We start from the raw sequence: 25,490 nt of genomic DNA on the forward strand, positions 1-25,490 counted from the left end.
TGTCATGTTTACCAATGCTACCAGATAACCCCCTGGTAGTTTGTAATGTTGGCTTTCGGTGGTGTTGATGCGTCAACAGTTTCTAAGTGCTCATTTGACTGGTTATAAATCTCAACGCTACCATCGGATTTATAAATTCGCGTGTATTCAGGATCAGCTACCACATATTCTTTATTTGTACTCTTGGCTTGTTCCTTGAACCATACCCGGCAATCACCACATTGCTCCTCCGAGACCCCAATCGGTTGGTCTATTTCCTCAACTTGATGGTATCTTGCAAGCTGTTTTTCAGCGTGAGTCGCTGCGTTGCCACCAGGAAGCCCTTTGGGGTCATTTGCTCCAGTTTTTGTAGGAGTGTAATTAGGTAGTGTTGAAGAGTACTCTAGCATTGGCTGCACTTGAATTTCTGTTGTTCTTGTATAGCCAGGAGGAAGTATCTCATCTGCTTTGTGACCACTCAGGGTAAGTGTGCCATTGCTTGCTACAGTTTTCTTTTTGAACTTCTTGGGTAGTTTCTTTTTCGCATCTGCCGCACGATCATAAGCGCTTCTGGCGGCGTTTAGTTTTGTCAGCGTATTGGCGTCAACACTAGGCGTTGTGTTGGGGCATGTACTGGATATTGCTTTAGTATCGTTTTGACTTTCGCTGTCGACAATACTCTTTAATTCACTATCGTTCATTTTTCCCTCACTACCCCAATGATCGACTGCAGCAGAAGTTGAAAAGCGCCTCTAAGCGTTTATTTACAGTTCCTATTGAACCGTTTGTCAGGAAGTTTTCTTTGATCCATTGATAATCGGGATTGGAGAGGAAATCCCAGCCGAACACGAAGCAGGTATTGATAAAGCAAAAGGCTGAACGCCTTCCGTATCCCCCTATTTCTGTCATCTGAGTCAGAGCAAATTCGATGTATTCTATTAGCTTTTCGTGATCGTACACTTTTAATTTTTGCGGATAGCGTTCAGAGAATACCCTGATCATTTTTAAAATGAAGTTTCTATGCACAACTTCCCCTAACGTATCACATTGGTCTTGGCGAAATTTTAAAAAAGATCTGTCAGTTCCTGACGGCAATTGGTTGCCAGGGTAGTAAACGGTTTTCTTGAAAGCTTGGCCATCATTGTTGACACTATATGTGCAGCAATGTAGTTCGTCAGCTTCTCTATAGAACTTCTTAGTAGTGAAGACACTTTCGCCTTCCATCCAAAACACGCCTGTTTCACCAATGATTTTATCGAGCTGTGGGGTGTCGCATATAGGTAACAGATCTCGGCAAACTCTAGGGTCGTAATATCTAAAGAACCAGCTTTGGTGATTGGGGCCAATCACTTTTCCCAATTTTCTAAAATGCCGTATTAGGTAGCCTATGGGGCGTTCACTGGCTATATAAATTGCCCAAGATTTCCCCCAGCCCTGACTCTGAAGCCATGCACAGAAGTCATTGTCTTGAAGCTCAATAATATGCGGTGAAACACGAAGCAACTCCTCACTAGCTTCAGGCCAAAACAACGTAGAATATTGACATCCACTCAATTGTATTTTTTCAAAGAGTCCTTCATCTTGGGCGCAATCCACAATTGCATAGTAATATTCGAAGTTAGGGCACTGATCTTTGAGTATTTCAATAGTGGCTGTCGTATTCATAAAGTTATTACATCTTGAATCATGCGATTGTTACGCTTTAGAAATAGGATCACGACTAATCATAATAACAATCACTTTGGAATCCGGCGTGTCGACTGGAGCGCTTAGTTGTGCGCGAATATACCCTGAATATTGATATGACGGCTTTAATACCTTGGGGAAGGCATAGTTGTAGGGGCGGCCACCCGGGCTGGTCGGCACTCTTCTAAAATCCCCCCAATATTTGCTCAAATCTGCTAGAGATATAGCTGTTTCAGGTGAGAGGTGGAACTCCAGTGATTCTGCTGTTGAGGGGTTTTTTTCTGTGCAAAAGGATAGGAACCCTGAATCAAAAATGGTGTTGGAAGGTGTAAATGAAATATCGCCTAAAGACGCGAACTCTTTATCATGATCTATTGCGATAACTGCCAGTAAATCAAGACCATTACTTTTTCCGCTTAGATATAGGTCTACAATTTCTTCTAACTCTTTAAGCACTTCCATCTTAAATCATCCAGGTAGTGGGTTAATAACTGGTTCGCGTCTCTACCAAGCTTTTCGTACTTTGGCGCCGGTAGCCCATGCGTCAGCTTCTTCTGGTAAGTTTTGATACGCTTTAACTGCCTTCATGTATTGGAGATTCGCGCCAGCGACATCTGCTTGCGCCAATTCAATAGCCTCTGTTGATGCGTTTGGATCTTGTCGTAGCGCATCACGTCTATCAACTGTGGCTTTTAATACCTCTTCAGTCTTGTCTAGTTGGTCATACACAGCGTCACGATCATCAAAATTATCACCGTAGACATATTGGAACATTTTGTCGATTGCTTGTCCCTTATCAGACTCTGGGTCAAGAGGATTCATCTTGGCCACTTCAGCGACGTCGGCGCGCAGGTCGATATCGTTAGGGTCGCCACCTTTAGCAGCATAAAGCTGCCCCATACCAAACCATTGTTCTGCGTGTCTTGCTTCATGGAGCAAATGGTCTGCCAGCTGCATCTGCTCGGCCTGAGCCAGTGATGGCTGCATGAGCAAGCTCTTATCAACTAATACTATCCAGTATTTGAAGTCAAACAGTGCGCCTTTTATTGGCCGGCTTATAATCGATACTGCTGGAATCCCTTCTTTTGCTAATTGCTTATTTAGTGCGGCGCTGAGTGCGCCTGATCTTTCTTCGGGGGATAGAGTGCCCCAGCGATTGAATACATCTTTCACTTCAGCTGTATATTCGCCGACACACTCATCAGTTGTTAACCCCCATCCTTTACAGTTTTCAGGTTGGTTGAACTCCGTTTCGTTTGAAGGCTGAGCTTTTGGTGTGGCTGGTTTTGGCTTGGATGCGCAGTCTTCACAAAAGGGTTGTGCTTCGCTGGCCGCAGCTATATGGCCATGGGCTTGGGCGTTCTCAGAATCCTGTTGCTTTATCGATGGTTGAACTGGCGTAGGGGAACTAACGGTCGTAGTAGGAGGTGAGGTATTTCTAGCTTCCTTAGGTGCGCTAGACCAGCCAATGTTTCCACTTAGCGAAGTAACGTCCATTACCTCCCCTGTCAACGCAGGCGGTGGTGGTGGGGCTGGATTAGCGCGAGTAATCAAACGCTCGGCAAGTCTTACCTCCGAACTGGTAGGTACTGGTCCATCTTCACTCTCGTTGATAACTGGACAGAAAGGCTTTTTCTTGTCGGTAAAAACTAGCAACACCTCACCGCGTTCAACGCTTCTGACAAAATCATCTCTCCACTTTCTGAAGTGGGCAGAACCACGCCCAGGAAAAGCCCCAAACCCCGAGCGGAAGTGATAGCCGCATAAATTGCTGGCGACATCGCTGACCTTGAAGTCGTTGCTCAAGCAACGGTCGGCAAAGCTCGCTGCAAAAAAAGGAGATTCGATAAATGGAAGGTCGGCGACAGTGATATCAGACCAATGCTTAAACGCGTAAGAGCGGGTGGAGTACATGCAGGAAACATCCCTTGTATTACGCCTTTCCTAACCCTTGAGGCGGAGATGACGCAGAGCTAAAAAAGTGTTACGTATTTTTACAATGCAAGAATATTTTACTATTCAGAGACATTTGGGTGTATAAGTCTATTGGTATAGGAAGTCTGAACTAGCCGTCAATACTAGCTTGACGAGGCGATCATAAAACAAACATTATGGGACTTGCTTTAACTTGTACTCTAGGATGGACATTGCATATGGACTCGCGCAGTCAAAAATCTCCCCAACAAATTGCTGAAGAAGCGATTCGTCGATATCTCCCTGAATATGTGCCTGACGCTGCACTTTGCGGTAGTTTTGAAACGCCATTACTAAGCGGCGAAATCTCTCATAAAGAAGCCAAAACATATCGTGGATTGAGCTTAAAAGAGATCACGCGACTAATGAGCCAATCGTCAATGGAGTATCAGCTTAAGCGAATGAAATCACGGGGCTGGTGACTTTTTAGCTATTGGAAAGGGTAGCGAGTGAAACGACGGGACGTGTCTATTCCCGTCGTCATAGTATTTTTACATTGCTGGCTCTGGCAGCTTCCGTGGTCGTTTCCCGAAAATACCCTGCGCCGCCATACTTACAACTTGATCCCCTCCCACCACAAAGTGGTCGACGAGTGGAATTTCAACGAGCATAAGCGCCTGTAGCAAACGGTAGGTAATGAGCTGGTCGTTAACGCTAGGTTTGGGATCGCCTGAGGGATGGTTATGGGCGACGATAACTTTCGCAGCGTTATGGCGTAAGGCCGCTTTCACCACTTCGCGAGGATAAATATGGGCCTCGTCGATCGCGCCACGGAATAGCACTTCGTAGGCGATTAATCGATTCTGAGTATCCAGGAAAAGTCCCACGAACGTTTCGCGCGGCTCCGGCGCCAGATGCATCATCAGATACTCTTTCACTTTGCCCGGGTCATCCATGTGGCAGGAATGACGTTTAAACCGTTGCGCCAGAGCGCGTTTGGCGGCCTTTAAAACGATGTCCGAATCCAGGGGCACGGATAGGGTAAATTCCCCGGTGCGCCTGTTCAAATGAAGCGTGGCCGTAGTAGACTCGATGTCAGCCATTGATCAACTCCGTGTAAGTTGGTTTTGGTTAGTCGGCGTTGGGTGTGTCAGCACCCTGCGCCGGCGATTAGAGGTGGCCTATGAACGCGTAATCCGCGAGGGATTGCAACTGGATTACCTCTCCAATGCACACGTCGGCCTGAACCTTGAAAATCTTCTTCCTTTCATACATGTCCGATCGGCTCTAACCACTACACGACGTCGAGGTCGCTGTGATGGCGAGTCGGCGCTGGAAAGGCCCGCTCAGCCCACGCTTTTAGAAAGGTAGGCGTTCTCCCGCTCGCTGCTTCGAAGCTTCCAGCCGCCTGTTCAAGCTTCGCGTTCAACTGCTAAACTCCCAAGGGACCGCTATGACCCCAGTGTTCTTATCGTGGTCCGTCGGCGTTGGGTTCGGCTCCCCAACGCCGACTCTTTCAAACTTTTCCCATCCCTGCCCTTTCTCTTTGCTCCTCCCACAACAACGGTGGATCGATTGTCAGACCGGTAAACGATATTTGACTGGGCAGCGAGTCATCAAGAATGGCCGCCACGATATCAGGGGGCAGTATGGTCAAGTTCAGAAAGCGGCTTAAATAGCTGATGTTCATGCCTTCTTTCTTCGCCAGATCGCTGACATTGCGCGCTTCTCCCGATTCAAGACGGGCCGCCAGACAATGCCCTCGGATCAAGGCCATTTGTAATGGCGTCTGCATTGTGTCCCAGGGGCGATCGCCGCTCTCGCTTTGAGGAAGGGTGACTAATTTACGTCCGCCTCGGCGTTTTATCCGAATGGGTATAAACAAGGTTGGAGCGCCATTGCTCGCTAAAATGGTGCTGGTGCGTCCTGTGATTTGAATGCTTCCTCCACTCACGCCACATTCTCCTCTGTGAAATGATTGGTGTTGGCGCACAGCTCCTGGGTTATTTGTTCAATGCCATTCATGCGAAGTCTCACCTCTAAACTCATGGGCGTGAATATGATTTTCTCCACCAGCAGGCGCACGATGCGGGACTGCTCCGCCGGAAACAGCTGCTCCCAAATGGCGTCCAGTTGCGTCATCGCGACAGTGACCTTGGCCTCGTCCAGCTCAGGGTCCAGGTGCGCGCCCATCGATGAAATATCCTGAATTAGCGTGGGGGAGCGCAGATAGCCGCGTAATTGCTCCAGTACAGCGGACTCGAGTTCGGCCGCGGGTAAGCGAGGCAATCCTGATGCGCTGGCGCCCTCCCTCTCGTCTCGTTGTGGAATGTAGTATCGATAACGCTTTCCGCTTCTCTTAGTGGTGTGCCAAGGCGTCAGCGCCCGGCCTTCGGAATCGAAGATAATGCCTTTCAGCAGGTAGGGCACTTTGGCGCGCAAGGTGTTTCCGCGAGAGCGGTGATTTTTACGTAGAATCTCATGAGCTTGATCCCACAACTCAGGACTGATGAGAGGAGAATGCTTTCCCTTGTACCAAGCTTTCCGATGCCTGATTTCACCGAGGTAGACCCGGTTGGTGAGCGCTCGATAGATCATCGTCCTATCAAGTGGTTTTCCTTCACGAACACGGCCATCGCTGGTAGTCCAGGACTTGGCGGTAACGCCCTGCCGGCGCAGCTCTTTCATGAGGGAAGTGCTGGAGCCCAATGCGATGAAACGCTGAAAAATATGACGGATCAGCTCTGCCTCACGATCATTGGGGACAAGATAACGTCCATCCAGGTCATAGCCAAGCGGCGGTATGCCGCCCATCCACATCCCTCTGCGCTTACTCGCGGCTATTTTGTCGCGAATGCGCTCTCCAATGACCTCACGTTCGAATTGCGCGAAGGAAAGCAACACGTTCAGCATGAGTCGCCCCATTGAGGTGGCGCTGTTGATCTGTTGGGTTACGGATACGAAAGACACGCCGCTGCGATCCAGGACGTCCACGATTTTCGAGAAGTCGGTAAGGCTGCGGGTGAGGCGGTCAATTTTGTATACGACGATGATATCCACCTTGCCGCCTTCCACGTCGTCAAGCAGGCGCTGTAAAGCGGGGCGCTCCAGATCGCCGCCGGAATAAGCGGGATCGTCATAGTCATCCTCAACAGGAACCCACCCTTCCGCACGTTGACTGGCGATGTAAGCGTGCCCCGCGTCCCGTTGGGCGTCAATGGAGTTGTACTCCTGTTCAAGGCCTTCCTCGGTGGACTTGCGGGTGTAGACGGCGCAGCGCAGTCGACGTTTAATAGCATCACTCATCGTTTGCCTCCCTTGCGCACGCCTTTTGGTTTCGAGGCTGACTTCGCTCCGAAAAAAGTCGGTCCAGACCACCGTGTCCCGGTGATCTCCCGGGCGATCATGGACAGGGACGGATAGAGACGCCCTTGAAACTCGAATTGTCCGTCAACCGTCACCACCACCCGATACTCAACCTCCCTGTATTCACGGATCAGCACCGTGCCGGCCGGGAGCCGGTTGAGGGGAGACTTTCTGGATTGATCGGTCGCCTCCGCCAGGGCGGCGATGCGTCGCCGATTGTTGTCCAGCAGTTCAGGGTTGAGCTTGCGAAACTCCACTTCCTGAATCCGATAGGCGATGCGGCGCACAAGATAGGTCTTCACATGAGTTGGCGCCTCTTTGTCGAATAGCTCGCGCCAAAGTTCGCGGAGCTCCTGTAGAGACAAATTAGGTAGAGCAGCCACCTGGGCGGCGATGGACGGTGTTTTCTTCATTTCCAAAGGATTCATTTTTTCTCCGTTCTTTCAGTTTTTGACGGAGTTGGATGAACGCTTCCTTCGTCCCGGAAGACAAGTCCCACCCTGCTCTCTTTTTGAAAATTCGTCTCACGCAGACGGATGAGCCCGTGGGCGAGAATGAGGGCGACTTCCCTACGGCGTTGTTCGGCGTTCATATTCTCTGGCGGAATGGCTTGGATGGGTAAAAGCGAGTGTGGCGGCATGCTAGGCGGTCCCGATTTTCAAACTACTTGATGAAGCACCTATTATCGGCGCGGACCTCCATCCGGGCCATGAGGGAGTTTCAGGCCGCTGCGAACGGTTGCGGGGGATTGCAGGCGATTGCGGAAAGGACGGAAAAATTTAATGTTGAGGCGACCGCCATCCGAGAGCCAAACGTCGACGCCCTCGAGGCGGGTACGCATATTCAGGGTTTTAACGGAGAATTTACGCGTAGCGCCTTATTAATAAAGAATAAAAAAGGGTACGCAAGGCATGGTTGATGGTGACTATTAGGAGCGACCTCCTACAACCACCGAGCCAGAGGCTGTCACGCCAGCACTCTGGAGCTGATATCACGCAAGGAAAGGTATTCCACAAATTCCCCTTCCGCCGAGACGGGAATGATTTTGACGGCGCAGGTCTTGTTGCCTTTTTCACTTACCCCTCGCTCAAACTCCACTTGGCACCCACTTTTGGCAATGGTTGTCATCTCAGAGTTGGTAGGTCGAGTTCCCCCGGAAAATCGCACATGCGATACATGGAAAAAGAGGTCGCTCGTTTTTCCGGATTCCTCCTTAACGGTCAGGAAGCCAAAGCCCTTGTCCTCTCTCCAGGAACCGGCCTTGATGGTGGCGATCTCACGCACGGGCTTCGCGGCTCTCTCTTTCTTTTCCGTCTTGGTGGGTTGCTTGTGAGCGGCCTGGTTTCTTTTCAGAAAACCGTTGATCTTATGGCCATGCTCGCCATCGGGACGGTAAAAGGCGTCCACGCCTTGGCTCAGTTCAGTGGAAATATTGTCGAAAGCGAATGCCTCCACCTTTTTCCCCTTGTGTTGCAATGCGGATACCACGCGGCAAAAATCACCGTCTCCACTTCCAAGCAGCACATAGTCAAGGTTATCGGTCTGAAGCAAAGCGTCCACCGCCAACTCCAGATCCACATTGCCTTTTGCGTAGACGGTCCCGTCTTCTTGTTGGTACTTTTTCAAAGGCTTTTCGAACACCCTGAATCCGGCATTGCGGATATCACTGCGGTGCTTTCGTTGCTCCTGCCGGTATTTGGCGTCCTTCTGTTCCCTGTCTTCATCAACCGCCATGTAGGTATTGGCTCGAATGACAATCATCCCGAGATCTTCCACAAACTTGATGATGGCGCTGTAGTCCAGCCCCTCACGATCCTGTCCGTAGATCAAATTGTCGTTGTCGATGAATATCCCGGCCTTGAGCCCATCGTATTTCATGTGTCTCTTCCACTCAGAATCACTTACAGGGAAATCGCCCATCAGAGACTTTTTCAGAGTCTCGGAGGCGTCCAATTGAAAACCCTGGGATGGCTCGGGACGTCCTGGAAAAAGTCTCTCAGGCGCCGAGAGCGCGTTCTTCGCAGGGGATAACGTCTGCCCTCATCGCCTTCGGCCGCGATTTTCCAGGGTGGCCGTTTTGACTGATCTTTCACTTATTTTCAGTCTAACCAATTGTAATACAATGGAAAGTCAAGATGGCCGATTTTTGCCCTGAGGACGCGCGCTGACGACTAGGCTTGCCCGGCTGCGTCGTCCGCCCAGACATCGATGATTCTACGGAACTTCCTTTTGTCCGCCTCCGGCAAGGATCGGAACTTGCGGAAGAAGGCCGCGTCAAGGATGTCCTGGTCGGGAGTGGCGTCGGATTTGTCCAGTAGGAAGTCTGGCGTGACGTGGAGGGCCGTGGCGATTTTTTCCACCTTGTCCGCCGAGGGTTTGATGGATTCCTGATGTTCCAGATTCCACAGATAGCTTTTACTGGACTGGGTCAGCTCGGCGAGCTTTTCCAGACTGAGCTTGTGTTGGATGCGTAGCGCGCGCACTTTGGCGCCGAGGTGAGTTGGCACGTTAGGCTCCTTTTTGTATTTATTGACCATCGTTCAGAGAATAATAGCATGATACTGAACGAGTACGCACTACTTGACAGGGGTTTCAAGGCTGGGAATAATCCTTTTGGCCTACCAAGCGCGCCATTCCGCACTTAACAGGGAGGAAACCTGGCGCCACGAGGACGCATGCCGCGAAGCTCGCATTCCTGACTTCCACCACTCGGCGTCCTATGTTTGATCGTTAATATTACCAGTGAAGGTTGTTGTTCATGCCTATCATTCGCCAATTCGTCCGACATGCGTCGGTCGAGATTTTGCGTGATTATTTTAGCCGAAAAAAAGCCCCCGTTGACGGGATGGACTGGACACAAGACCGGTCCACTTTATTACACACGCTGACCCAATGGGTGGACACGTTTACGCCGGAGGAAAGAATTCGGCTGCGTGTCGATATGGAGCGTGTCCAGCAGATGTCCGACGAGGTGGGACAAGCTGCGCTGTTGGGAGCGGTCCGAGATGTGACGAAACTAAAAAGCTTACCGTCCGCCCAGGATCGCAGTCTCTGGACCTATTTGCATGAGTCTGAAAGTTTCCGTCACGCTGAGGATATTCGCTACGCCGATCAATATCGTCATGGGCGTAATTGGAGCGGTTATCAGGTTGAGACCGGTCTAAGGCTGCGTTCGGACGAAATGTCCCTTGAAGTATTTAAGGATAGGGTTCGTTCGCTGTTCGGACTGGGCGAAAAAGTCAAAGTGGATCTGTTTCGGCGAGTGTTGGCTGCGGAGGACGGCGGTCAATCTCAAGTTTTCCAGATAATGGTGTATCAGGAAGGGCTGCCGGACTCCTACCTCGAATTCGAGGGAGAAAACGACATCGTTTCCCGAATCAGGCGTCCTATCTCCGAGCACGCGATCATTTACTGCGAATCCAATGGAGCAGTCGAGGTGGTCGCCGCGAAAGCGGAGCGAAGGGACGCGATCGCGCGGGCGTTCACCGAAGCCCTCCTGGCGCGTGGCGTGGAAGCGGAGCGCACCCCGTTGCGGCGATACGATCTGGAACCGCTGATGACGAATCAGACGTTGACCTGGGACGCATCCGATGGCATTGCGTCCGTTCATTTGGTGATGCTCAAATTAAAAGATCTGGCGGGTTTGGGGCGCCTGCAAATAGAGACGCCAGCGAAAAGCATCATGGGATTGCATGAATACGCCCGGGAATATTTCAGCGAACATAGCCCGCTGACGTCCGGTGGGTTCGTGCCCACACAGGCGAAACTGGTGATTCGTTTTCATCCGGATAACGGCAGCGCTCGCAGTAAAACGCTGCCTGTGCGCATTACCCTGCCCAATGGCTGCGACCTGCGTAGCCGGACGGATAAAGAGCGACTGATTGGGGAGAAATACCTCAAACAGTGGGGGCTGTTGAACGATATTCATGGATGATGACGGAAACCCTGCTGACGTTGAACGCCCTGGCATTATTGCTGCGTTTGTTAAACAGTCCCTCTCCGGGCATTTCTGGCAGCTTGCTGTTTGAAGAGTTTCCTGCGGTGGCGGGAGAACTGGTAAGCGGTTTGTTTCTGAAACCCACTGGATGCCTGGGATATCTCACTGATGGGCACCAAGGCTTCGCCGATCTGGTCTGGTGTCCGGAAATTCGTCGGCATCGATACTTTTCCGTCAGCGCGGGCTGGGTGGAGGTCTCCGCCGAACGCATCAATCGTTACATGGTGGACGTCGCTGTGTTGCTGATTTGGCTGCAGGGCTTGTTCGGCATAGGGGTTCACCATCGGATAACGTCGTTGATCCCGGATCGCTTTTGGCATCTTGGCTCCGCTCGATTTCATGGATGCCTGACTCATGTGTATTTTGTGCGGAGCCTGGATTCTACGGAGAGACTGCTGACGTTTATGAGCGCGTTGGAGCGGGAGGCTTCGCGAGCGCCAGCCATAGTGGTGTGCTCTTCATCCCGTCTGCCTGAGCGCATGGGGTTGCCAAGGGACATGGCGTTGGAGCCACTGGTCAGTTTGATGAGCCGATCCCATGAACACTGCTTTCTGGATGACCTGTCCATACGAGCCTTGTTGCGAGGCGCCTCCGTGGCGATGAGCGAAGAAGGCGGCATTGGCTTGAGCTTCACTTCCGACTATCGTCGCGTGTACTGGAATGGAGAGAGCTACGCTTTAACCAAGAAGCAGTCCGCAGTGATGGAAGCGCTGCATCGAGAGGGCGGACGCGCCCATAAAGACCTTTTGCGCGCCTCGGCGGATACGGAGGAGGAACTGCACCGAATCATGCGTAACAAGATCCAAGGCAAATGGGCTCCGCACCCTTTATGGAACACATTGATCGTCAATGAAGGCAATGGTTATTACCACCTGAATGTGGGCTGAGGCCCCATCCAGTGTGGTTTGCTTTTCCCACCCCTCAATTCAATTTTCCCACCTGACTCCCACCAAGTCGCATCATTAGATTTTGCATCTGGTTTATCCACGCGCGTGTCTTGGCGATAACTTCACCGCTACTCCTCTACCATATTTCCAGATTCCCACCTCATTTTAAAATTCCCACCGGTTTCCCCACCAGGACACCCCCGATTTTCCCACCGCTCGTTTTGCATGATAGCTCCACGATTCCGCAACAACCTAAAAGGAGCCAATCGTGGAAATCAAACACCTTAGTCAGAATGAGCTGGCCAGGCGCTGGAGCGTCAGCCGGGGCTGTCTGGAGCGCTGGCGCATTGATGGCCGCGGTCCCGTCTACCTGAAGCTGCACGGACGGGTGCTGTATCGCATCGAGGATGTGGAGGAATTTGAGGAGATAAGCCTGCGCAAGAGCACCTCCAAACGCTTGTGTGACCATGGAGACGCCGCATGAGCCGATATGCTGTGGAGGAACTGATCGCGATGTCCGCCCCGGAACTGGCGGAGTGCTCAGGGGAAACGCTATGCCGCCTCAGAACGGAAGCGTCAATCATGCTCGCCGCCGCCAAGGTATTAGTGGCCCACCTTGATTATGCGATGGAGATTAAGTACGGCCGGCGCGCTAAGGCGTTACGTCGGTGGAAAGAAGCCGATTCCGTGAGTTTTGAGGACGGCGCGGTGGATGTTCACGCCAGCGTATCCGAGCGCGTGGAATGGCGCCAGGACGCCCTGGCGAAGATGGCGCGACGCATCGCTGCATCGGGAGGTGATCCCGCCGACTTTCTGGATATCACCTACATCGTCAGCGAGGACAAGTACAACGCCTGGCCGCAGAGTTTGCGACGCTCTTTCGAGCCGGCGCGTATTCGGAAACCCGGCAAGCCGTCGATTCGTTTGTCTCTCCGGGAGGCGCGCTCATGAGCCTACCCATCATCACCGCCGATCAAAGGTTGGCTGAAAAGCGCGGCGTCAAAGGCGTGTTGATTGGCAAAAGCGGCATCGGCAAGACGTCTCAACTGTGGACGCTCGACGCCCAGCGCACGCTGTTTTTCGATCTGGAGGCAGGCGATCTCGCTGTTGAGGGATGGAAAGGCGATTCCATTCGCCCACGCACCTGGCCGGAGTGCCGAGACTTCGCCGTGTTCATTGGAGGACCCAATCCGGCGCTACGCGAGGATCAGCCGTTCAGCCAAGCTCACTTTCAGGCGGTGTGTGAGCGCTTTGGCGACCCGTCCATTTTAGACAAGTACGATACCTTATTTGTCGACTCCATTACCGTGGCGGGCCGTCTGTGTATGCAGTGGTGCAAGGGGCAGCCGCAGGCCCATTCGGAGAGAACCGGCAAGCCTGACGCACGCGGCGCATACGGGTTGATGGGCCAGGAGATGATCGCCTGGCTCACCCATCTGCAGCACACACGGGACAAAAACGTCTGGTTCGTCGGCATCCTTGATGAACGTCTCGATGATTACAACCGCCGCGTATTTTCCCTGCAGATCGACGGCTCAAAAACGGGACTGGAACTGCCAGGCATTGTCGACGAGGTCGTTACCTTGGCCGAACTGAAGTCAGACGACGGCGCCGGCTATCGCGCGTTCGTCTGTCACACCCTCAATCCCTGGGGATACCCCGCCAAGGATCGTTCAGGCCGCCTGGAGGCGGTGGAAGAACCGCATCTGGGACGACTTATGGAAAAGGTCGCAGGGCCCGTGAAACCGGCTCTGGAGCGACTGGAATACACGCAGCCGCCCGCTGTCGATCAACTCAATGAAGCCAAGGAGCAAGCCCTATGAACCAGGCATGGAACGACTTTAACGATGCCGATCCACAACAGTCCGCATTCGATGTGATTCCCAGGGGAACGGTTGTGCCGGTACGCATGTCGCTGCAACCCGGGGGTTATGACGACCCCAGTCAAGGCTGGGACGGCGGTTACGCCACCTATTCAAACGATACCGGAGCGGTCTATCTGGCGGCGGAGTTCATCGTCACTGGCGGTGAGTACGCCAAGCGAAAACTGTGGAGCAACATCGGTCTGTATTCGCCGAAAGGACCGACCTGGGCGCAAATGGGACGAAGTTTTATCCGCGCCGCGCTCAACAGCGCCAGACGGGTCAACCCAAACGATAACTCGCCCCAGGCGGCCGCCGCACGTCGCATCCATGGCTTCAGGGAGCTCGATGGGTTGGAGTTTCTCGCCCGGGTGGACGTTGAAAAAGACGCCAAGGGCGGAGAGCGCAATGTGATCAAGAACGCGCTGGAGCCGGATCATCCTGAATACGCCGCCTGGATGGCGGGGGCGGTTCCGAATAAGACTCCGCCGGCCGGAGGAAACGGCGCGCCCGCCGCGCCACCAACAATGCAACCGGCGGTCGCCGGCAAGCCGTCCTGGGCGCAGTGAGGAGAACGTTATGACCGATATTACGCCGCTTCGCGCCAGCCATTACGGGGTGGTGCGTTTTGGAGATATGGAGTGCGAGGCCGTGGTGCTCTCGGACGGTAGCCGGGGCTATATCCAACGTCAACTCGCCCAGGTTCTTGGGTTTCGGAAAAAAAGTCCGGGTACGCAAATTGGCGCTTTTATCGCTGAATTCGCGCCTAAGTCATTGTCTTTATTCGATAAAAAAGGGTACGCAAAGGTGCGTTTGCCCACTGGCCAGACTGGAACCTTCTTTCCCGCAGGGATTGTAGGTGAAATGGCCCTGGGAGTAATTGACGCGGCTTTGAGTGAGAAGCTACACCCCAAACGGCGGCCACTCGTTCCTCACTGCCGGGCGATATTGTCCGCGCTCGCCACTACCGGCGAGGTGGCGCTCATTGACGAGGCGACCGGCTATCAGCACCGCCGTGCGCCGAACGCTTTGCAGGAATTGATCGGCAAGCTGCTGCGGCAATCCTGCGCGGCCTGGGAACGCCGTTTTCATCCGGACTACTACCGCGCCTTGTACCGGCTCTTTGGCTGGACCTACCAGGGCCACGCCCAGAATCCGCCGTCCGTGATCGGACAGATCACCGCGCGCTGGGTATACGGCCCGACGCTACCTGTGGAGTTGGTGGAGGAGATCCGCCTGCGCAAGGGGCTGTCGCAGAAACACCACCAATGGCTGTCGGAGCATGGGCTGGCCCGTCTGGAGACCCAGATCCACGCCGTGACGGCGATAGCGCGCAGCTCCGCCAGCTACTGCGATTTCCGCGGACGCTGCGAGGCGGCCTTCGCCGGCGGCGCGCTGCAGTTGGGGCTGCTGCCGAATGAACTTGGAGAGGCGGCCTGACCCATGGAAAAGCATATGAGTCACGCAAACGCCGCCCAAGGGGCGGCTAAGGGGAACTCATCTCATGAAATGCCGAGTCTGCGCTCGCCAGGCCAAAGGGTTTGGTCACTTGAACACACAACATCGGCCAGGCGAGCCCAAGCGTTATCCCACCGACTGGCGGTTCTGCTCGGCGCGATGTCAGAAAGCCTTTCACGCGCTGTATGCGGGCTGGCTGAAAGGAACAAAGGAGGAAGTCATGCTAAATACCACCGACATTGAGAAAGCCGCTTTGCGCGAGTGTCTGAAGCCCTTCGGCGATGCGGCGACCGCCATCGGTTTTGACAAGCCGCTAGGCGTTTACTCCGAGGCGGAGGCGATGACGGTTGTCGAGGCGATTGTGGGTGGATATGTGGCGGCGATGACTCAATACCACGAGTCCACCCGCTGTGCTCCGGTTCGTTCGCCTGGCGAGAGGTCAGAGCCAAAGGCGCATCTGTTTTCCGATTTGGAGGGAGAACTGCCTTGGGAGAAATCAGCATGATGGATTTCAACTCAACCGAAAGCTTCTCCGGACGGATTTCGGCGTTGGTCGATATCGGGCTACGCAAAGTAAGGGATGAGCAATCGCCAAGGACCTACCTGGGAGCGTCGCGGTTGGGCGTCGCCTGCGAACGGGCGCTGCAGTTTGAATACGCTCAGGCTCCGGTCGATCCGGGACGCGAAACGCAGGGCCGTATTCTGCGGATCTTTGAGCGTGGTCATGTCATGGAGGACTGCATGCTGAACTGGCTGGAAAAAGCCGGCTTCACGGTTCTCACCCGCAATGAGGTAGGCGAACAGTTTGGGTTTTCCGCTGTGGACGAGCGCCTTCAGGGGCATGTCGATGGCGTTATTGTAAGTGGGCCGGAGGGATTCGTTTACCCCGCGTTGTGGGAGCACAAATGCCTTGGCGCCAAGTCATGGCGTGATCTGGAAAAGCATCGTCTGGCCAAATCAAAGCCGATCTATGCGGCTCAGGTGGCGATCTACCAAGCCTATCTGGGGCTGCATGAAGCGCCTGCGCTGTTTACTGCGTTGAACGCCGACACGATGGAAATCTACGCCGAGCTTGTCCCTTATAACGGCGAACTCGCGCAGCGCATGTCCGATCGCGCGGTGAAGATCATCCTGGCGACCGATGCAGGAGAGTTGCTGCCGCGCTCGTTCTTGGACGAAGAGCACTGGGAGTGTCGGATGTGCGCATGGCGTAACCGGTGCTGGACCAGTGGGGAGGCGACTGGATGATCGACTTTAATGACCCTGTAGCACGCCCCTTGGAAAGCCGCGATCTCCATGCCGAGCGGGAGGCGATTCGCGCTGAGCTGATCGCCAATCTGGAGTCGGTGCTGACGACGCTGTATCCAGCGGGTAAACGTCGCCGCAATCTGTTCTTGATTGGTGACGTGTTGGGCAGTCCTGGCGAAAGTTTGGAAGTGGTCCTGGAAGGCGAAAAAGCCGGTCTTTGGACTGATCGGGCGGAAGGCGTCGGCGGCGATATCTACGCCATGATTGCCGGGTATTACCACGTTGACGCATGCGCGGACTTTTCCAGGGTTCTTGATCTGGCCGTCGAGTTGTTGGGTCGTTCTCGCACCCAGCCCACACGCAAGCGAAGCAAGTCGCCGCCGATGGATGATCTCGGTCCGGCGACGGCCAAGTGGGATTATCTGGACGCGGCTGGAAAACTTCTAGGTGTGGTGTATCGCTACGATCCTCCCGGGCGCAGGAAGGAATTCCGGCCCTGGGACGCCAAGCGTCGCAAGATGACGCCGCCCGAACCACGTCCCCTGTACAACCAACCCGGCATCGCGCAGTCGGAACAGGTGGTGTTGGTGGAAGGCGAGAAATGCGCCCAGGCGCTGATCGATGTGGGTATCTGCGCCACCACGGCGATGAATGGAGCCAAAGCGCCAGTGGACAAAACCGATTGGAATCCGCTGTCGGGCAAGCAGGTTGTGATCTGGCCTGACCGTGATAAACCAGGCTGGGAGTACGCCACGCACGCGGCGCAGGCCATCCTCTGCGCGGGGGCCAAGTCCTGCCACGTCCTGTACCCGCCCGAAGACGCCGCCGAGGGCTGGGATGCGGCGGACGCCGTGTCCGAAGGTTTCGACGTCGGCGCTTTCCTGGCTCATGGCCCACGTCTGCAGATGCACGCCGTCACCGAAGATGCCGAGCCGGTAATCAGCGGCGACGAATCCGTCTGGGGCACGGAGGATGCGCTGGCGTTGGCCTTTACGCGCCGTTACCACCAGGACTGGCGATACGTGGCGACATGGGGCCGTTGGCTGGTCTGGGATGGCTTCCGCTGGCGCACCGAGGACACGCTGGCGGCGACCGACCTGATCCGCGGTGTATGTCGTCATGCCGCCGTGCGCGCCGACAATCCCAGGATCGCCGCCAAACTCGCCAGCTCTGGCACGGTTGGCGGCGTGGAGCGGTTGGCGCGGGCGGACCGCCGGCACGCGGCCACTACCGATGAATGGGATGCGGACATCTGGGGATTGAATACGCCGGGCGGCGTGGTTGAACTGCGCACGGGGCAGATGCGTCCCCATAGGCGTGAGGACCGCATGACCAAGTCGACCACCGCAACGCCTAAAGGCGAATGTCCAATTTGGCGGAGCTTTCTGGCGGACGTGACGGGACAGGACGCCGATCTGCAAGCGTATTTGCAAAGAGTGGTCGGCTATTGCCTGAGTGGCGCCACCAGCGCGCATGCGTTGTTTTTCCTCTACGGCACAGGGGCCAACGGCAAAAGCGTGTTCGTGAACGTGGTGGTCGCCATTCTGGGCGACTACGCCGCCAACGCGCCTATGGACACGTTCATGGAGGCGCGTGGCGATCGGCACCCAACGGACTTGGCTGGTCTACGCGGCTCCCGCTTCGTGTCGGCTATCGAGACCGAGCAAGGCCGTCGCTGGAACGAGTCCAAGGTCAAAGCCATCACCGGTGGCGACAAGATTTCCGCGCGCTTCATGCGCCAGGATTTCTTTGAGTATGTCCCCCAGTTCAAATTGCTGATCGCGGGCAATCACAAGCCGGCTATCCGTAATGTCGACGAAGCGATGAAGCGCCGGCTGCATCTGATTCCGTTCACCGTGACCGTGCCTCCGGAAAAGCGCGATGGCGGCCTGACCGACAAACTGCTCGCCGAGCGCGACGGCATTCTCGCCTGGGCGGTGGAGGGATGTCTGGAGTGGCTGCGCATCGGCCTCAAACCTCCAGAGTGCGTGCGGGCGGCGACGGAGGAGTATTTTGAGGCGGAAGACGCCCTGGGGCAATGGATCGAGGAGCGCTGCCTGCTTTCCAAGGCGCATCGCGAGGGTGTTTCGCAATTGTTCGCCGACTGGCGTGAGTGGGCCGAGCGCGCGGGCGAATACGTGGGCTCCGTCAAACGCTTCTCGGAAATGATGACGACGCGCCAGTTCGAGAAATGCCGGCTGTCCAATAACTCAAACGCCTTCGCCGGCATTGGGCTAAGGCCGTCAAACCACGGCTTTGGACGTCCCTACCTGGACGACTGAGCGCGATAGAAAACCATTTATGGTGACAGGTTCCGGAGTTCCCGGAGGGTTCACTGATTAACCCCTACGCGTGCGCGCCTTATAGGAATAATCCTTAAACCCTCCGGTGTCCTCTGAAACTGTCACCGATACTCATTGGAGACACTACGATGAACACATTGGATACCTTGTTCGCCTATCCTGGCGACCGCGACACCGCCTATGCCATGAGGGACTGGTTCAAGGATCGTTGCCGGCTCGAGGAAGACGGCTCCGCCACCTGTCGCGCATTGTGGGAGAGTTGGACCGCTTGGGCCTTGAAGCATGAACGCTATCCAGCGACGCCCAAACGCCTGGGAATCTTCCTGCGCTTTCAGGGATTGGTGGCGACGCAGCTCAGATCCGGCACCGTGCGGGCCTGGCGCGGTGTGGCGCTGAACAGGGAGGACGCATGATGGAAACGACCCTGGCCCTGGACCTCGGGACGCAGACTGGCTGGGCGTTGTCTCAGCCATCCGGAATCACCAGCGGCTCTGAATCTTTCAAGCCCCGGCGCTTTGAAGGCGGCGGCATGCGCTACCTGCGTTTCAGACGTTGGTTGACCGAGTTGAAGTCGCACACGAATGGCATTGACGCGCTGTATTTCGAGGAAGTGCGCCGGCATGTCTCCACGGATTCCGCGCATGCCTATGGCGGCTTTCTGGCGACGCTGACCGCCTGGTGTGAACACCATGAGATCCCCTACCAAGGCGTGCCTGTGGGAACCATCAAGCGTCACGTCAGCGGCAAAGGCAATGCCAGCAAGGAGGATGTGATAGCGGCTGTACGGAAACGGGGATTCAACCCCGCGGATGATAACGAGTCGGATGCCCTGGCGTTGCTGTCCTGGGCGATGGAGCACGAAGGAGGCGGGCTATGAGTGAGACGACACTGATTCCCATCGTGGCTGGCCGACTTGGCGGGGCCTCGGCCCAATTGGTCGACGCGCGGTTGCTGCATCAATTCCTGGAATCCGCCCAGGATTACAGCACCTGGATCAAACGGCGCATCCGTAAATATGGATTTGAGGAGAATGTGGACTACTTGATCCACCAAACGGTGGAGCAAGTTCCCCACCAGGGAAGCACAAGGAGTTCGACGAAGACTGAGTACTTTTTGACATTGGATACGGCCAAAGAGGTCGCAATGGTGGAGCGCACGTCGCGGGGACGATGGGCGCGCCGTTACTTTATCGAATGTGAGAAGCGCCTGCGACAACTGAGGGAGAGCGCCTTGCCGTCAAAGCGTACGGTCGCGTTATCCCGCGCCAAACGTCAGGCGATCAACCGCCAGGCGTGGACGGAGGCGTCGGAACAGATCCACGCGGTCTTTCACGCCCGACGAGAGGCGTTGCTGCGTCGCGCATTGGACGCCGAGGAGCCGATATTACTACCGCCGGGCTACCGCCCGAGTTGGGCGAAGTGAAAGGAGAGCGATCATGAAAATACCCAAAACTTATTACCGCGGTCCTCTGGCCCGCCTCCAGCCTGACTCCGGTCCCGACCCTGAGAAGATCAAACGCGAGGGGTGGCGCAGTCAACGCATCCTGGTGATCTCGCCCGACGATGACCGGTTGAACTGGATGGAGAGCGAGCTGTTGTGTCGGATTGGAGAGCGCCTCTACGGCGCAGGGGAACCGAAGCATGACTGACTGGACATTGGAGCGCGTGGCTGACCGTTTCACCGACGCGGCTATCACCGCGCAACGGCTGCCCCCTGTCCGGGTGCAGGGATACGCTAACAGCTGGCCAGCCATTCTACGCAAGCCCTGGGAGAACATGGGAGCGGAGCCTGTGGTGAAGCGATTGCCGCCCGATCCGGCGGCGATTGATCGCATGCTTGAGACCTTTCGTTGGGTGAAATGGCTGAGCGAAGATCAACGTCACCTGGTGTGGATGCGGGCGGATGGCTGTCCCTGGAAAGAAGTCTGCGCGCACTTCGGTATGGACCGCACCACGGGATGGCGTCGCTGGAAGGCGGTCTTGTCCGCGGTGGCTGTCCGACTTAACGATCCCGAGGAAAGGATTAGTTATAAATAGTTATAAACGGTTCCTGCAGGAAACGTAGTGCTGGCGCGGGATTGGCGCAAAATCAGGGGTGTAACGTTTGCCCGGTTTTTTGCTAGTATTGGCGCTATTGTTGGAGAAGAACGAACAGCGCGTCGCGTCGTCCTGGACACAAGCCGCACTCTAGGACGACCGACCGTTTTTACGATTCCGAGGAAAGAATTAGTTTGAGATAGTTTTAAACGGCTCCCGCGGAAAGCGTAAGGCTGCTGCAGGGTTGGCGTGAAATTAGAGGTAGCGCGAGCGTGTGGTTTTGCTACCATAAGCGCCGCTCCTCGTAACAGTGGGCGCACCTCCCCGCTATGGCAGCCGCCAGGCGATTATTTGGCCTATCTGGGCGCCTTTTGGGCTCCCGATGGGTCCTTCCTGGCCATGAATTGAAGCGGGGGGCGTGAGCGCCGCGTTTGTTTAGCGTCAGCGCTAAAAACGAGGTTTGCAGGGTTTGCGGTTCGCAGGTCCGATTCCAACGTACTTCCCTTTACCCGCCCGTGAAGCGATTCACCGGCGGGTTTCTTTTTTTCTGGATGTTGCCTGCAAACCTGACCGCAAATCAGGCCCTGCAAGCCCATGAAGTTGACGCCTGTAATCACAGGTTCGCACCCCTGAATTTTCACGAACCCGTCCACGGTTTTCCGTCGGCGGTTTTTTATTTGAGGACCCCATTCTGACCACACTCCAAGTCGGGCGCCGTGAGGAAAAAGCGTCTGTCGCTGGTAATGAGGACTCGGCAAAACATGGCGAACAGACAACATGCATCTGGCTGTCCATTCCCGGGCATCCAAACTACGAAGTCTCCAATCAAGGTGAGATCCGCCGTAAAACACCTTTCCGGCACTATCCGGCCGGAATGCGGCTCAAGCCCAAACTGACTCGGTTCGGATACTTGCAGGTCACGTTAAGTCAAGCAGGGCGTCCCTCTTGGGTCGGCGTACATCGCCTGGTGGCGCTCGCCTTTCTTGGACCTCCGCCCACACCGGCGCATGAGGTCGCACATTACGACGGCAATCCGTTAAACAACCATCTGGAAAATCTGCGCTGGGCAACACCAGTCGAGAACGCAGCTGATCGCGCCCGACACGGTCGCTGGACCTTGTTGAGAGGTGAAAAGCATCACCAGGCCATCCTGACAGACTCAATCGTTCTGGAACTTCGCGCCCATTACAGACAAGGGGGCTCCATCACTGACATCGCCCATGCCTACGGCATAGCCAAGGCCACCGCGTTTGACGCAATCAAAGGCAAGACATGGACCCATCTTCCCATTTAAAACTAGAGCACTGGCCCATTGACCGGCTGATCGACTACGCGCGTAACCCGCGCAGAAACGATCATGTCGTTGATCGGATGGCGGCCGCGATCGTCGAGTTCGGTTTCCGAATTCCGATTGTGGCGCAAAGCAACGGTGAGGTCGTAGACGGCCACCTTCGCCTCAAAGCCGCCCGGAAGCTGAATCTCACGAGTGTGCCAGTGGTGCTCGCCGATGAACTGACCGACACCCAGATCAAAGCATTCCGCCTACTCGCAAACCGTTCGGTCAATTGGGCCGAATGGGATGATGAGCTCCTTGCACTGGAGCTGGCGGAAATTTCCGAAACGGGCTTCGACCTGGATCTGACCGGATTCGACGCGGACGATCTGGCGGCGTTGCTGGAGGCGGAGGAAACCGAGGTAGTGGGTCAAACTGACGACGACTCGGTTCCCGAAGAGGAAGCGGCCGTAGTCTCCCAATCCGGCGACGTCTGGTTGTGTGGCGAACATCGCGTCCTCTGTGGCGACGCCACCTCACCGGATGCGTACACCGAATTATTCAGCGATGGGAAGCAGGCGGATATGGTGTTTACCGATCCTCCCTATAACGTGAATTACGCGAACAGCGCCAAAGACAAGCTGCGCGGTAAGAATCGCGCGATCTTAAACGACAATCTCGGCGACGGCTTTTACGATTTCTTGTTGGCGGCGTTGAGCTCAACCCTTGCACATTGTCGGGGCGCAATCTACATCGCTATGTCATCCAGCGAGCTGGACACCCTGCAGGCGGCGTTTCGGGAAGCGGGAGGCAAATGGTCGACGTTCATCATCTGGGCCAAGAACACCTTCACGCTGGGACGTTCAGACTACCAGCGCCAATACGAGCCGATTCTGTACGGCTGGCCGGAAGGCGCACGCCGACACTGGTGCGGCGATCGCGATCAAGGCGACGTATGGCAAATTAAAAAGCCGGCGAAAAACGACCTGCATCCCACCATGAAGCCGGTGGAACTGGTGGAGCGCGCCATCCGCAATTCCAGCCGACCGGGAGATATGGTGCTTGACCCATTTGGCGGTTCAGGCTCCACATTGATCGCAGCGGAAAAGTCCGGACGCGTCGCGCGTCTGATCGAACTTGATCCCAAGTACGTGGATGTAATCGTGCGCCGCTGGCAGGATTGGACGGGTGAAAAAGCCGTCCGCAAGAGTGATGGGACGGCCTTTGATGATCAGGCCTCAACCACCTCGCAATGAATGACATACCCAACCAGCTCAGGCAACCCGTAAGGGATGCCGCGCTGTACGCTGGTGACTCGTCCTATGGTGCGTTTCATCCAGCTTTGGGTGGTTGCGTCAATGCCGGCCTCAAGAGTAAGCCCCGTTAGCTGATTGCCTCGAAGCTCATCCGCAAAGCGTCTTCCGTAGCGGCTATCCAAAAAGTTTCGGATGGATTCAAGCGGTTGCCCCGTCGCCTTCGAAATGGCTGTCATGGCTAGAGGCCAAGCGACATTGGCCTCCTCATTCATCGTTCCGAAGAAGCCCCAGGCGACGTTTTGGGTGGTGGGCATGGGTGTTGATCGTTCCATCTTTGATTTCCTTTGGGTCAGTTTGTTGCGTCCCTAGTAACGCTTCATATGAGCGGGAAGCCAAGTTAATCCTCGGCTTCCGTTTGAGTAAATCGCTACCCAAGTCTGGCGACGTAGCGAGGGTAATCTCCATGATCGGGGTTGATGTAGAGGTAGGGGCGGCCCGGGGCGGTGACTTCGATGCAAAGCTCACCGCCGTGAACGCTTCCCCCTTTGCCGCGCAGCCAATCCCGACGTGCGCTGAGGTGGTTGGTGAACACGTCAAACTCAATCGTCGTCATTTCCCGGGTTTCGGTAACGTAGATCCTGTGTTGTCCGTAACCGCCGACCTCGTTCAGATCGACCGGCTTCCTGGCGAAGGGCAAACGGACGCCCAGCTCCTCCACCTCAATGCTGGCGCCGTCAACGATGAGAGTGCGAGGGGTTCGGGTGATGGTGAGGGTCATGGTTTTCACAGTCTTTCTCCTTGTGTTGCGTCGTTAATCTTGACGCCCCTAGTAACGCTTCATATGAGCGGAAAGCCAAGTTGAATCTGGAGGGATAGCCGCGGTTTTTTGCGTCAGGGGCGGCGAACGAAAAAAGCCGGCGACAGAGGCCGGCTGTAAGCGTTCAGGAGGGGCGATCAATCAGCCGCCAACACAGCTTTAAGGCGATGTCCTCCCAGGGGGCGATAAGGCGGCTAGCGTCCGATAGCAGGCCGAGGAGATGAAACCGGATCAGTAACCGGGCGTCTTCGTCTTCCTCAAGTTTGCTCAGGTAGCGCGCAAGGCGTTCATCGATCAGCAACCCCTGCAGCTTGGTGATCGCCTCGCGCTTGGGGAGCGGCTCCGACATCAGACGCGTCAGAGCAAGGGCTTTTTCTTCGGTGTGTGGTTGGTGGATGGTTTCCATTTGGGCTTCTCCTTTTTGGGGTAAGGCGGCTGTGTTGGGCCGCCGGGTAAATGCTTGGATCAGGCGTCGATGATGCGTTTGCAGATGGCGATGGCCGCCTCGTCCCAGGTCACGTAGGAGAGGTGCAGGTTGTCCAGCGCCCGCTCAAGGTGAAAGCGCACCAGGAGGCGGACATCCGCGTCCTCCTCAAACTCTTCAAAAAAATCAAAAAGGTCATCGTCGCCGGTCAGGTGGTAAAGCATGTCGCTGGCGTCTTTCTTCAGCAGCGGCTTGGCCATCAGGCGTTCCAGTTTGGCGGCTTTTTCTTCGGTGTTGGGTTGGCTCCAGGTTCCCATTTTTTCGCTCCTTTTGGGTGGTTCGTGTGGCGCTATGAACGCTTCATAGCGCCGGCTTAGCAAGTGATTTAGAGCGTTATGGGTGATCTGTTTTGGCGATGTGATAAATGCGCTCGCCATCTGCGGATTTCTCTGAGATCACGTTGAGTCCCAGCTTCTTTTTCAGCGCCCCTGAGAGGGTTCCGCGCACCGTATGCTTTTGCCAACCAGTGGCGTGACTGAGCTGGTCGATGGTGGCCCCTTCCGGGCGCTCTAGCATCTGGATAACAAGGGCCTGCTTACTGTTAGCGCGGAGGCGGGGTGGCTGGCGCTGTGGCTCTGCTTGGGCTTCGTCCCGCTCCATGTCGAGGGAGTTAGGCGCGGGCTCTACAGGACTTGGCTTGGCGCGTCCCAGCGCCTCGTAGGCGGCGTCATTGATTCGCCATGTATCTCCCTCAGCGTGAATCAATTCTAGCCTCATCAGGCTGGTCAGCACTTTCTTACGCGCGCCGCCTTTGATGTGGCCTGGAAACCAGTCGACGCGACCCTCGCGGTGATCGATAGCGTGGGACAAAACAGCGTGTTGTGTGGGCGTCAATGTGTGACTCATAAAAAGCTCCTTGGCGAGTGGGTTAAGACGCCGACATGAACGCTTCATTCGAGAAGGAAGCCAAGTGGATTCAGCGTT

Annotated in this window: 34 protein-coding genes; 19 read left to right on the top strand and 15 right to left on the bottom strand. The window is 55.3% G+C overall.

Features of this window, described 5'->3' with window-relative positions; translation table 11 throughout:
- Positions 1 to 17 precede the first annotated feature (17 nt).
- From AC2IBB_RS00555 to AC2IBB_RS00570, 4 genes are read right to left on the bottom strand one after another with little or no spacing between them, the layout of a single operon-like run.
- Complete coding sequence (locus AC2IBB_RS00555; RefSeq protein ID WP_486330982.1) at positions 18 to 680, bottom strand: hypothetical protein; 663 nt, start codon at positions 678 to 680, stop codon at positions 18 to 20.
- A gap of 10 nt (positions 681 to 690) precedes the next feature.
- The gene (locus AC2IBB_RS00560; RefSeq protein ID WP_486330983.1) at positions 691 to 1,644 is read right to left on the bottom strand and encodes a DUF4123 domain-containing protein; all 954 of its coding nucleotides are present in this window, start codon (positions 1,642 to 1,644) and stop codon (positions 691 to 693) included.
- Between the two features lie 30 nt (positions 1,645 to 1,674).
- Positions 1,675 to 2,127, bottom strand: coding sequence for a hypothetical protein (locus tag AC2IBB_RS00565; RefSeq protein ID WP_486330984.1), 453 nt, complete (start codon positions 2,125 to 2,127; stop codon positions 1,675 to 1,677).
- A 42-nt stretch (positions 2,128 to 2,169) separates the two neighbouring features.
- Positions 2,170 to 3,579, bottom strand: a complete 1,410-nt coding sequence (locus tag AC2IBB_RS00570) for an ACT domain-containing protein (RefSeq protein WP_486330985.1) — start codon at positions 3,577 to 3,579, stop codon at positions 2,170 to 2,172.
- Positions 3,580 to 3,818: 239 nt separating this feature from the next.
- Here AC2IBB_RS00570 and AC2IBB_RS00575 point away from each other — a divergent pair, with 239 nt between their 5' ends.
- Positions 3,819 to 4,061 (top strand): hypothetical protein, encoded by a 243-nt coding sequence (locus tag AC2IBB_RS00575; protein WP_486330986.1) that lies wholly within the window; start codon positions 3,819 to 3,821, stop codon positions 4,059 to 4,061.
- Positions 4,062 to 4,130: 69 nt separating this feature from the next.
- Here AC2IBB_RS00575 and radC read toward each other — a convergent pair whose 3' ends face one another.
- The 4 genes from radC to AC2IBB_RS00595 all read right to left on the bottom strand — a co-directional run bounded on the left by radC (position 4,131) and on the right by AC2IBB_RS00595 (position 7,373).
- On the bottom strand, positions 4,131 to 4,682 hold the full coding sequence (radC, locus tag AC2IBB_RS00580) for a RadC family protein (RefSeq protein WP_486330987.1): 552 nt from the start codon (positions 4,680 to 4,682) through the stop codon (positions 4,131 to 4,133).
- A 413-nt stretch (positions 4,683 to 5,095) separates the two neighbouring features.
- Complete coding sequence (locus tag AC2IBB_RS00585) at positions 5,096 to 5,533, bottom strand: LacI family transcriptional regulator (protein ID WP_486330988.1); 438 nt, start codon at positions 5,531 to 5,533, stop codon at positions 5,096 to 5,098.
- The gene (locus AC2IBB_RS00590) at positions 5,530 to 6,885 is read right to left on the bottom strand and encodes a recombinase family protein (RefSeq protein WP_486330989.1); all 1,356 of its coding nucleotides are present in this window, start codon (positions 6,883 to 6,885) and stop codon (positions 5,530 to 5,532) included. Before AC2IBB_RS00590 ends, AC2IBB_RS00585 begins: the two co-directional genes overlap by 4 nt.
- Complete coding sequence (locus AC2IBB_RS00595) at positions 6,882 to 7,373, bottom strand: DUF2924 domain-containing protein (RefSeq protein WP_486330990.1); 492 nt, start codon at positions 7,371 to 7,373, stop codon at positions 6,882 to 6,884. Before AC2IBB_RS00595 ends, AC2IBB_RS00590 begins: the two co-directional genes overlap by 4 nt.
- A 35-nt stretch (positions 7,374 to 7,408) precedes the next feature.
- Here AC2IBB_RS00595 and AC2IBB_RS00600 point away from each other — a divergent pair, with 35 nt between their 5' ends.
- The gene (locus tag AC2IBB_RS00600) at positions 7,409 to 7,567 is read left to right on the top strand and encodes a hypothetical protein (protein WP_486330991.1); all 159 of its coding nucleotides are present in this window, start codon (positions 7,409 to 7,411) and stop codon (positions 7,565 to 7,567) included.
- Between the two features lie 344 nt (positions 7,568 to 7,911).
- Here the strand turns inward: AC2IBB_RS00600 and AC2IBB_RS00605 are convergent, their stop codons facing one another.
- Both AC2IBB_RS00605 and AC2IBB_RS00610 read right to left on the bottom strand, forming a co-directional pair.
- Positions 7,912 to 8,823: an NYN domain-containing protein gene (locus AC2IBB_RS00605; RefSeq protein WP_486330992.1), complete on the bottom strand. Its 912-nt coding sequence runs from the start codon at positions 8,821 to 8,823 to the stop codon at positions 7,912 to 7,914.
- Positions 8,824 to 9,116: 293 nt separating this feature from the next.
- The gene (locus AC2IBB_RS00610) at positions 9,117 to 9,452 is read right to left on the bottom strand and encodes a helix-turn-helix domain-containing protein (protein WP_486330993.1); all 336 of its coding nucleotides are present in this window, start codon (positions 9,450 to 9,452) and stop codon (positions 9,117 to 9,119) included.
- Positions 9,453 to 9,703: 251 nt separating this feature from the next.
- Between AC2IBB_RS00610 and AC2IBB_RS00615 the strand changes: the two genes are divergently transcribed.
- The 17 genes from AC2IBB_RS00615 (at position 9,704) to AC2IBB_RS00695 (ending at position 23,265) form a co-directional block, all read left to right on the top strand.
- On the top strand, positions 9,704 to 10,879 hold the full coding sequence (locus tag AC2IBB_RS00615; protein WP_486330994.1) for a hypothetical protein: 1,176 nt from the start codon (positions 9,704 to 9,706) through the stop codon (positions 10,877 to 10,879).
- The gene (locus AC2IBB_RS00620) at positions 10,876 to 11,829 is read left to right on the top strand and encodes a hypothetical protein (RefSeq protein WP_486330995.1); all 954 of its coding nucleotides are present in this window, start codon (positions 10,876 to 10,878) and stop codon (positions 11,827 to 11,829) included. Before AC2IBB_RS00615 ends, AC2IBB_RS00620 begins: the two co-directional genes overlap by 4 nt.
- Before the next feature lie 268 nt (positions 11,830 to 12,097).
- Positions 12,098 to 12,313, top strand: coding sequence for a helix-turn-helix transcriptional regulator (locus tag AC2IBB_RS00625; RefSeq protein WP_216740101.1), 216 nt, complete (start codon positions 12,098 to 12,100; stop codon positions 12,311 to 12,313).
- Positions 12,310 to 12,780: a hypothetical protein gene (locus tag AC2IBB_RS00630; protein WP_216740102.1), complete on the top strand. Its 471-nt coding sequence runs from the start codon at positions 12,310 to 12,312 to the stop codon at positions 12,778 to 12,780. The genes AC2IBB_RS00625 and AC2IBB_RS00630 overlap by 4 nt, the downstream gene beginning before the upstream one ends.
- Positions 12,777 to 13,652, top strand: coding sequence for an ATP-binding protein (locus tag AC2IBB_RS00635; RefSeq protein WP_486330996.1), 876 nt, complete (start codon positions 12,777 to 12,779; stop codon positions 13,650 to 13,652). Before AC2IBB_RS00630 ends, AC2IBB_RS00635 begins: the two co-directional genes overlap by 4 nt.
- Positions 13,649 to 14,260 carry a hypothetical protein gene (locus AC2IBB_RS00640; RefSeq protein WP_486330997.1) on the top strand — a complete coding sequence of 204 codons (612 nt, stop codon included), beginning with the start codon at positions 13,649 to 13,651 and terminating at the stop codon, positions 14,258 to 14,260. The genes AC2IBB_RS00635 and AC2IBB_RS00640 overlap by 4 nt, the downstream gene beginning before the upstream one ends.
- A gap of 10 nt (positions 14,261 to 14,270) precedes the next feature.
- Positions 14,271 to 15,131 carry a P63C domain-containing protein gene (locus AC2IBB_RS00645; RefSeq protein ID WP_486330998.1) on the top strand — a complete coding sequence of 287 codons (861 nt, stop codon included), beginning with the start codon at positions 14,271 to 14,273 and terminating at the stop codon, positions 15,129 to 15,131.
- Positions 15,132 to 15,369: 238 nt separating this feature from the next.
- Entirely contained in the window at positions 15,370 to 15,654 is a 285-nt protein-coding gene (locus tag AC2IBB_RS00650; protein WP_486330999.1) for a DUF6511 domain-containing protein, read from the top strand.
- Complete coding sequence (locus tag AC2IBB_RS00655) at positions 15,651 to 16,397, top strand: PD-(D/E)XK nuclease family protein (RefSeq protein ID WP_486331000.1); 747 nt, start codon at positions 15,651 to 15,653, stop codon at positions 16,395 to 16,397. Before AC2IBB_RS00650 ends, AC2IBB_RS00655 begins: the two co-directional genes overlap by 4 nt.
- On the top strand, positions 16,394 to 18,679 hold the full coding sequence (locus AC2IBB_RS00660) for a phage/plasmid primase, P4 family (protein ID WP_486331001.1): 2,286 nt from the start codon (positions 16,394 to 16,396) through the stop codon (positions 18,677 to 18,679). Before AC2IBB_RS00655 ends, AC2IBB_RS00660 begins: the two co-directional genes overlap by 4 nt.
- A 149-nt stretch (positions 18,680 to 18,828) precedes the next feature.
- Positions 18,829 to 19,113: a hypothetical protein gene (locus AC2IBB_RS00665; RefSeq protein WP_486331002.1), complete on the top strand. Its 285-nt coding sequence runs from the start codon at positions 18,829 to 18,831 to the stop codon at positions 19,111 to 19,113.
- On the top strand, positions 19,110 to 19,577 hold the full coding sequence (locus AC2IBB_RS00670) for a crossover junction endodeoxyribonuclease RuvC (protein WP_486331003.1): 468 nt from the start codon (positions 19,110 to 19,112) through the stop codon (positions 19,575 to 19,577). Before AC2IBB_RS00665 ends, AC2IBB_RS00670 begins: the two co-directional genes overlap by 4 nt.
- Positions 19,574 to 20,122, top strand: a complete 549-nt coding sequence (locus tag AC2IBB_RS00675) for an antA/AntB antirepressor family protein (RefSeq protein WP_486331004.1) — start codon at positions 19,574 to 19,576, stop codon at positions 20,120 to 20,122. Before AC2IBB_RS00670 ends, AC2IBB_RS00675 begins: the two co-directional genes overlap by 4 nt.
- Before the next feature lie 13 nt (positions 20,123 to 20,135).
- The gene (locus AC2IBB_RS00680; RefSeq protein ID WP_486331005.1) at positions 20,136 to 20,348 is read left to right on the top strand and encodes a hypothetical protein; all 213 of its coding nucleotides are present in this window, start codon (positions 20,136 to 20,138) and stop codon (positions 20,346 to 20,348) included.
- Complete coding sequence (locus AC2IBB_RS00685) at positions 20,341 to 20,736, top strand: DUF6362 family protein (protein WP_486331006.1); 396 nt, start codon at positions 20,341 to 20,343, stop codon at positions 20,734 to 20,736. The genes AC2IBB_RS00680 and AC2IBB_RS00685 overlap by 8 nt, the downstream gene beginning before the upstream one ends.
- Before the next feature lie 874 nt (positions 20,737 to 21,610).
- On the top strand, positions 21,611 to 22,030 hold the full coding sequence (locus AC2IBB_RS00690; protein ID WP_486331007.1) for an HNH endonuclease signature motif containing protein: 420 nt from the start codon (positions 21,611 to 21,613) through the stop codon (positions 22,028 to 22,030).
- The gene (locus tag AC2IBB_RS00695) at positions 22,009 to 23,265 is read left to right on the top strand and encodes a DNA modification methylase (protein WP_486331008.1); all 1,257 of its coding nucleotides are present in this window, start codon (positions 22,009 to 22,011) and stop codon (positions 23,263 to 23,265) included. Before AC2IBB_RS00690 ends, AC2IBB_RS00695 begins: the two co-directional genes overlap by 22 nt.
- Here AC2IBB_RS00695 and AC2IBB_RS00700 read toward each other — a convergent pair.
- From AC2IBB_RS00700 to AC2IBB_RS00720, 5 genes are all read right to left on the bottom strand, one after another.
- Entirely contained in the window at positions 23,241 to 23,597 is a 357-nt protein-coding gene (locus AC2IBB_RS00700; protein WP_486331009.1) for a hypothetical protein, read from the bottom strand. The genes AC2IBB_RS00695 and AC2IBB_RS00700 overlap by 25 nt on opposite strands.
- 95 nt (positions 23,598 to 23,692) lie before the next feature.
- The gene (locus AC2IBB_RS00705) at positions 23,693 to 24,043 is read right to left on the bottom strand and encodes a hypothetical protein (protein WP_486333910.1); all 351 of its coding nucleotides are present in this window, start codon (positions 24,041 to 24,043) and stop codon (positions 23,693 to 23,695) included.
- A 163-nt stretch (positions 24,044 to 24,206) separates the two neighbouring features.
- A complete protein-coding gene (locus AC2IBB_RS00710) occupies positions 24,207 to 24,488 on the bottom strand; it encodes a hypothetical protein (RefSeq protein WP_486331010.1) in 282 nt (93 codons plus the stop codon).
- Positions 24,489 to 24,547: 59 nt separating this feature from the next.
- The gene (locus AC2IBB_RS00715) at positions 24,548 to 24,823 is read right to left on the bottom strand and encodes a hypothetical protein (protein ID WP_486331011.1); all 276 of its coding nucleotides are present in this window, start codon (positions 24,821 to 24,823) and stop codon (positions 24,548 to 24,550) included.
- 76 nt (positions 24,824 to 24,899) lie between these two features.
- A complete protein-coding gene (locus tag AC2IBB_RS00720) occupies positions 24,900 to 25,412 on the bottom strand; it encodes a DUF3489 domain-containing protein (protein ID WP_486331012.1) in 513 nt (170 codons plus the stop codon).
- Positions 25,413 to 25,490 lie beyond the last annotated feature (78 nt).

It is taken from the genome of Hahella sp. NS-SX17, assembly GCF_057367735.1.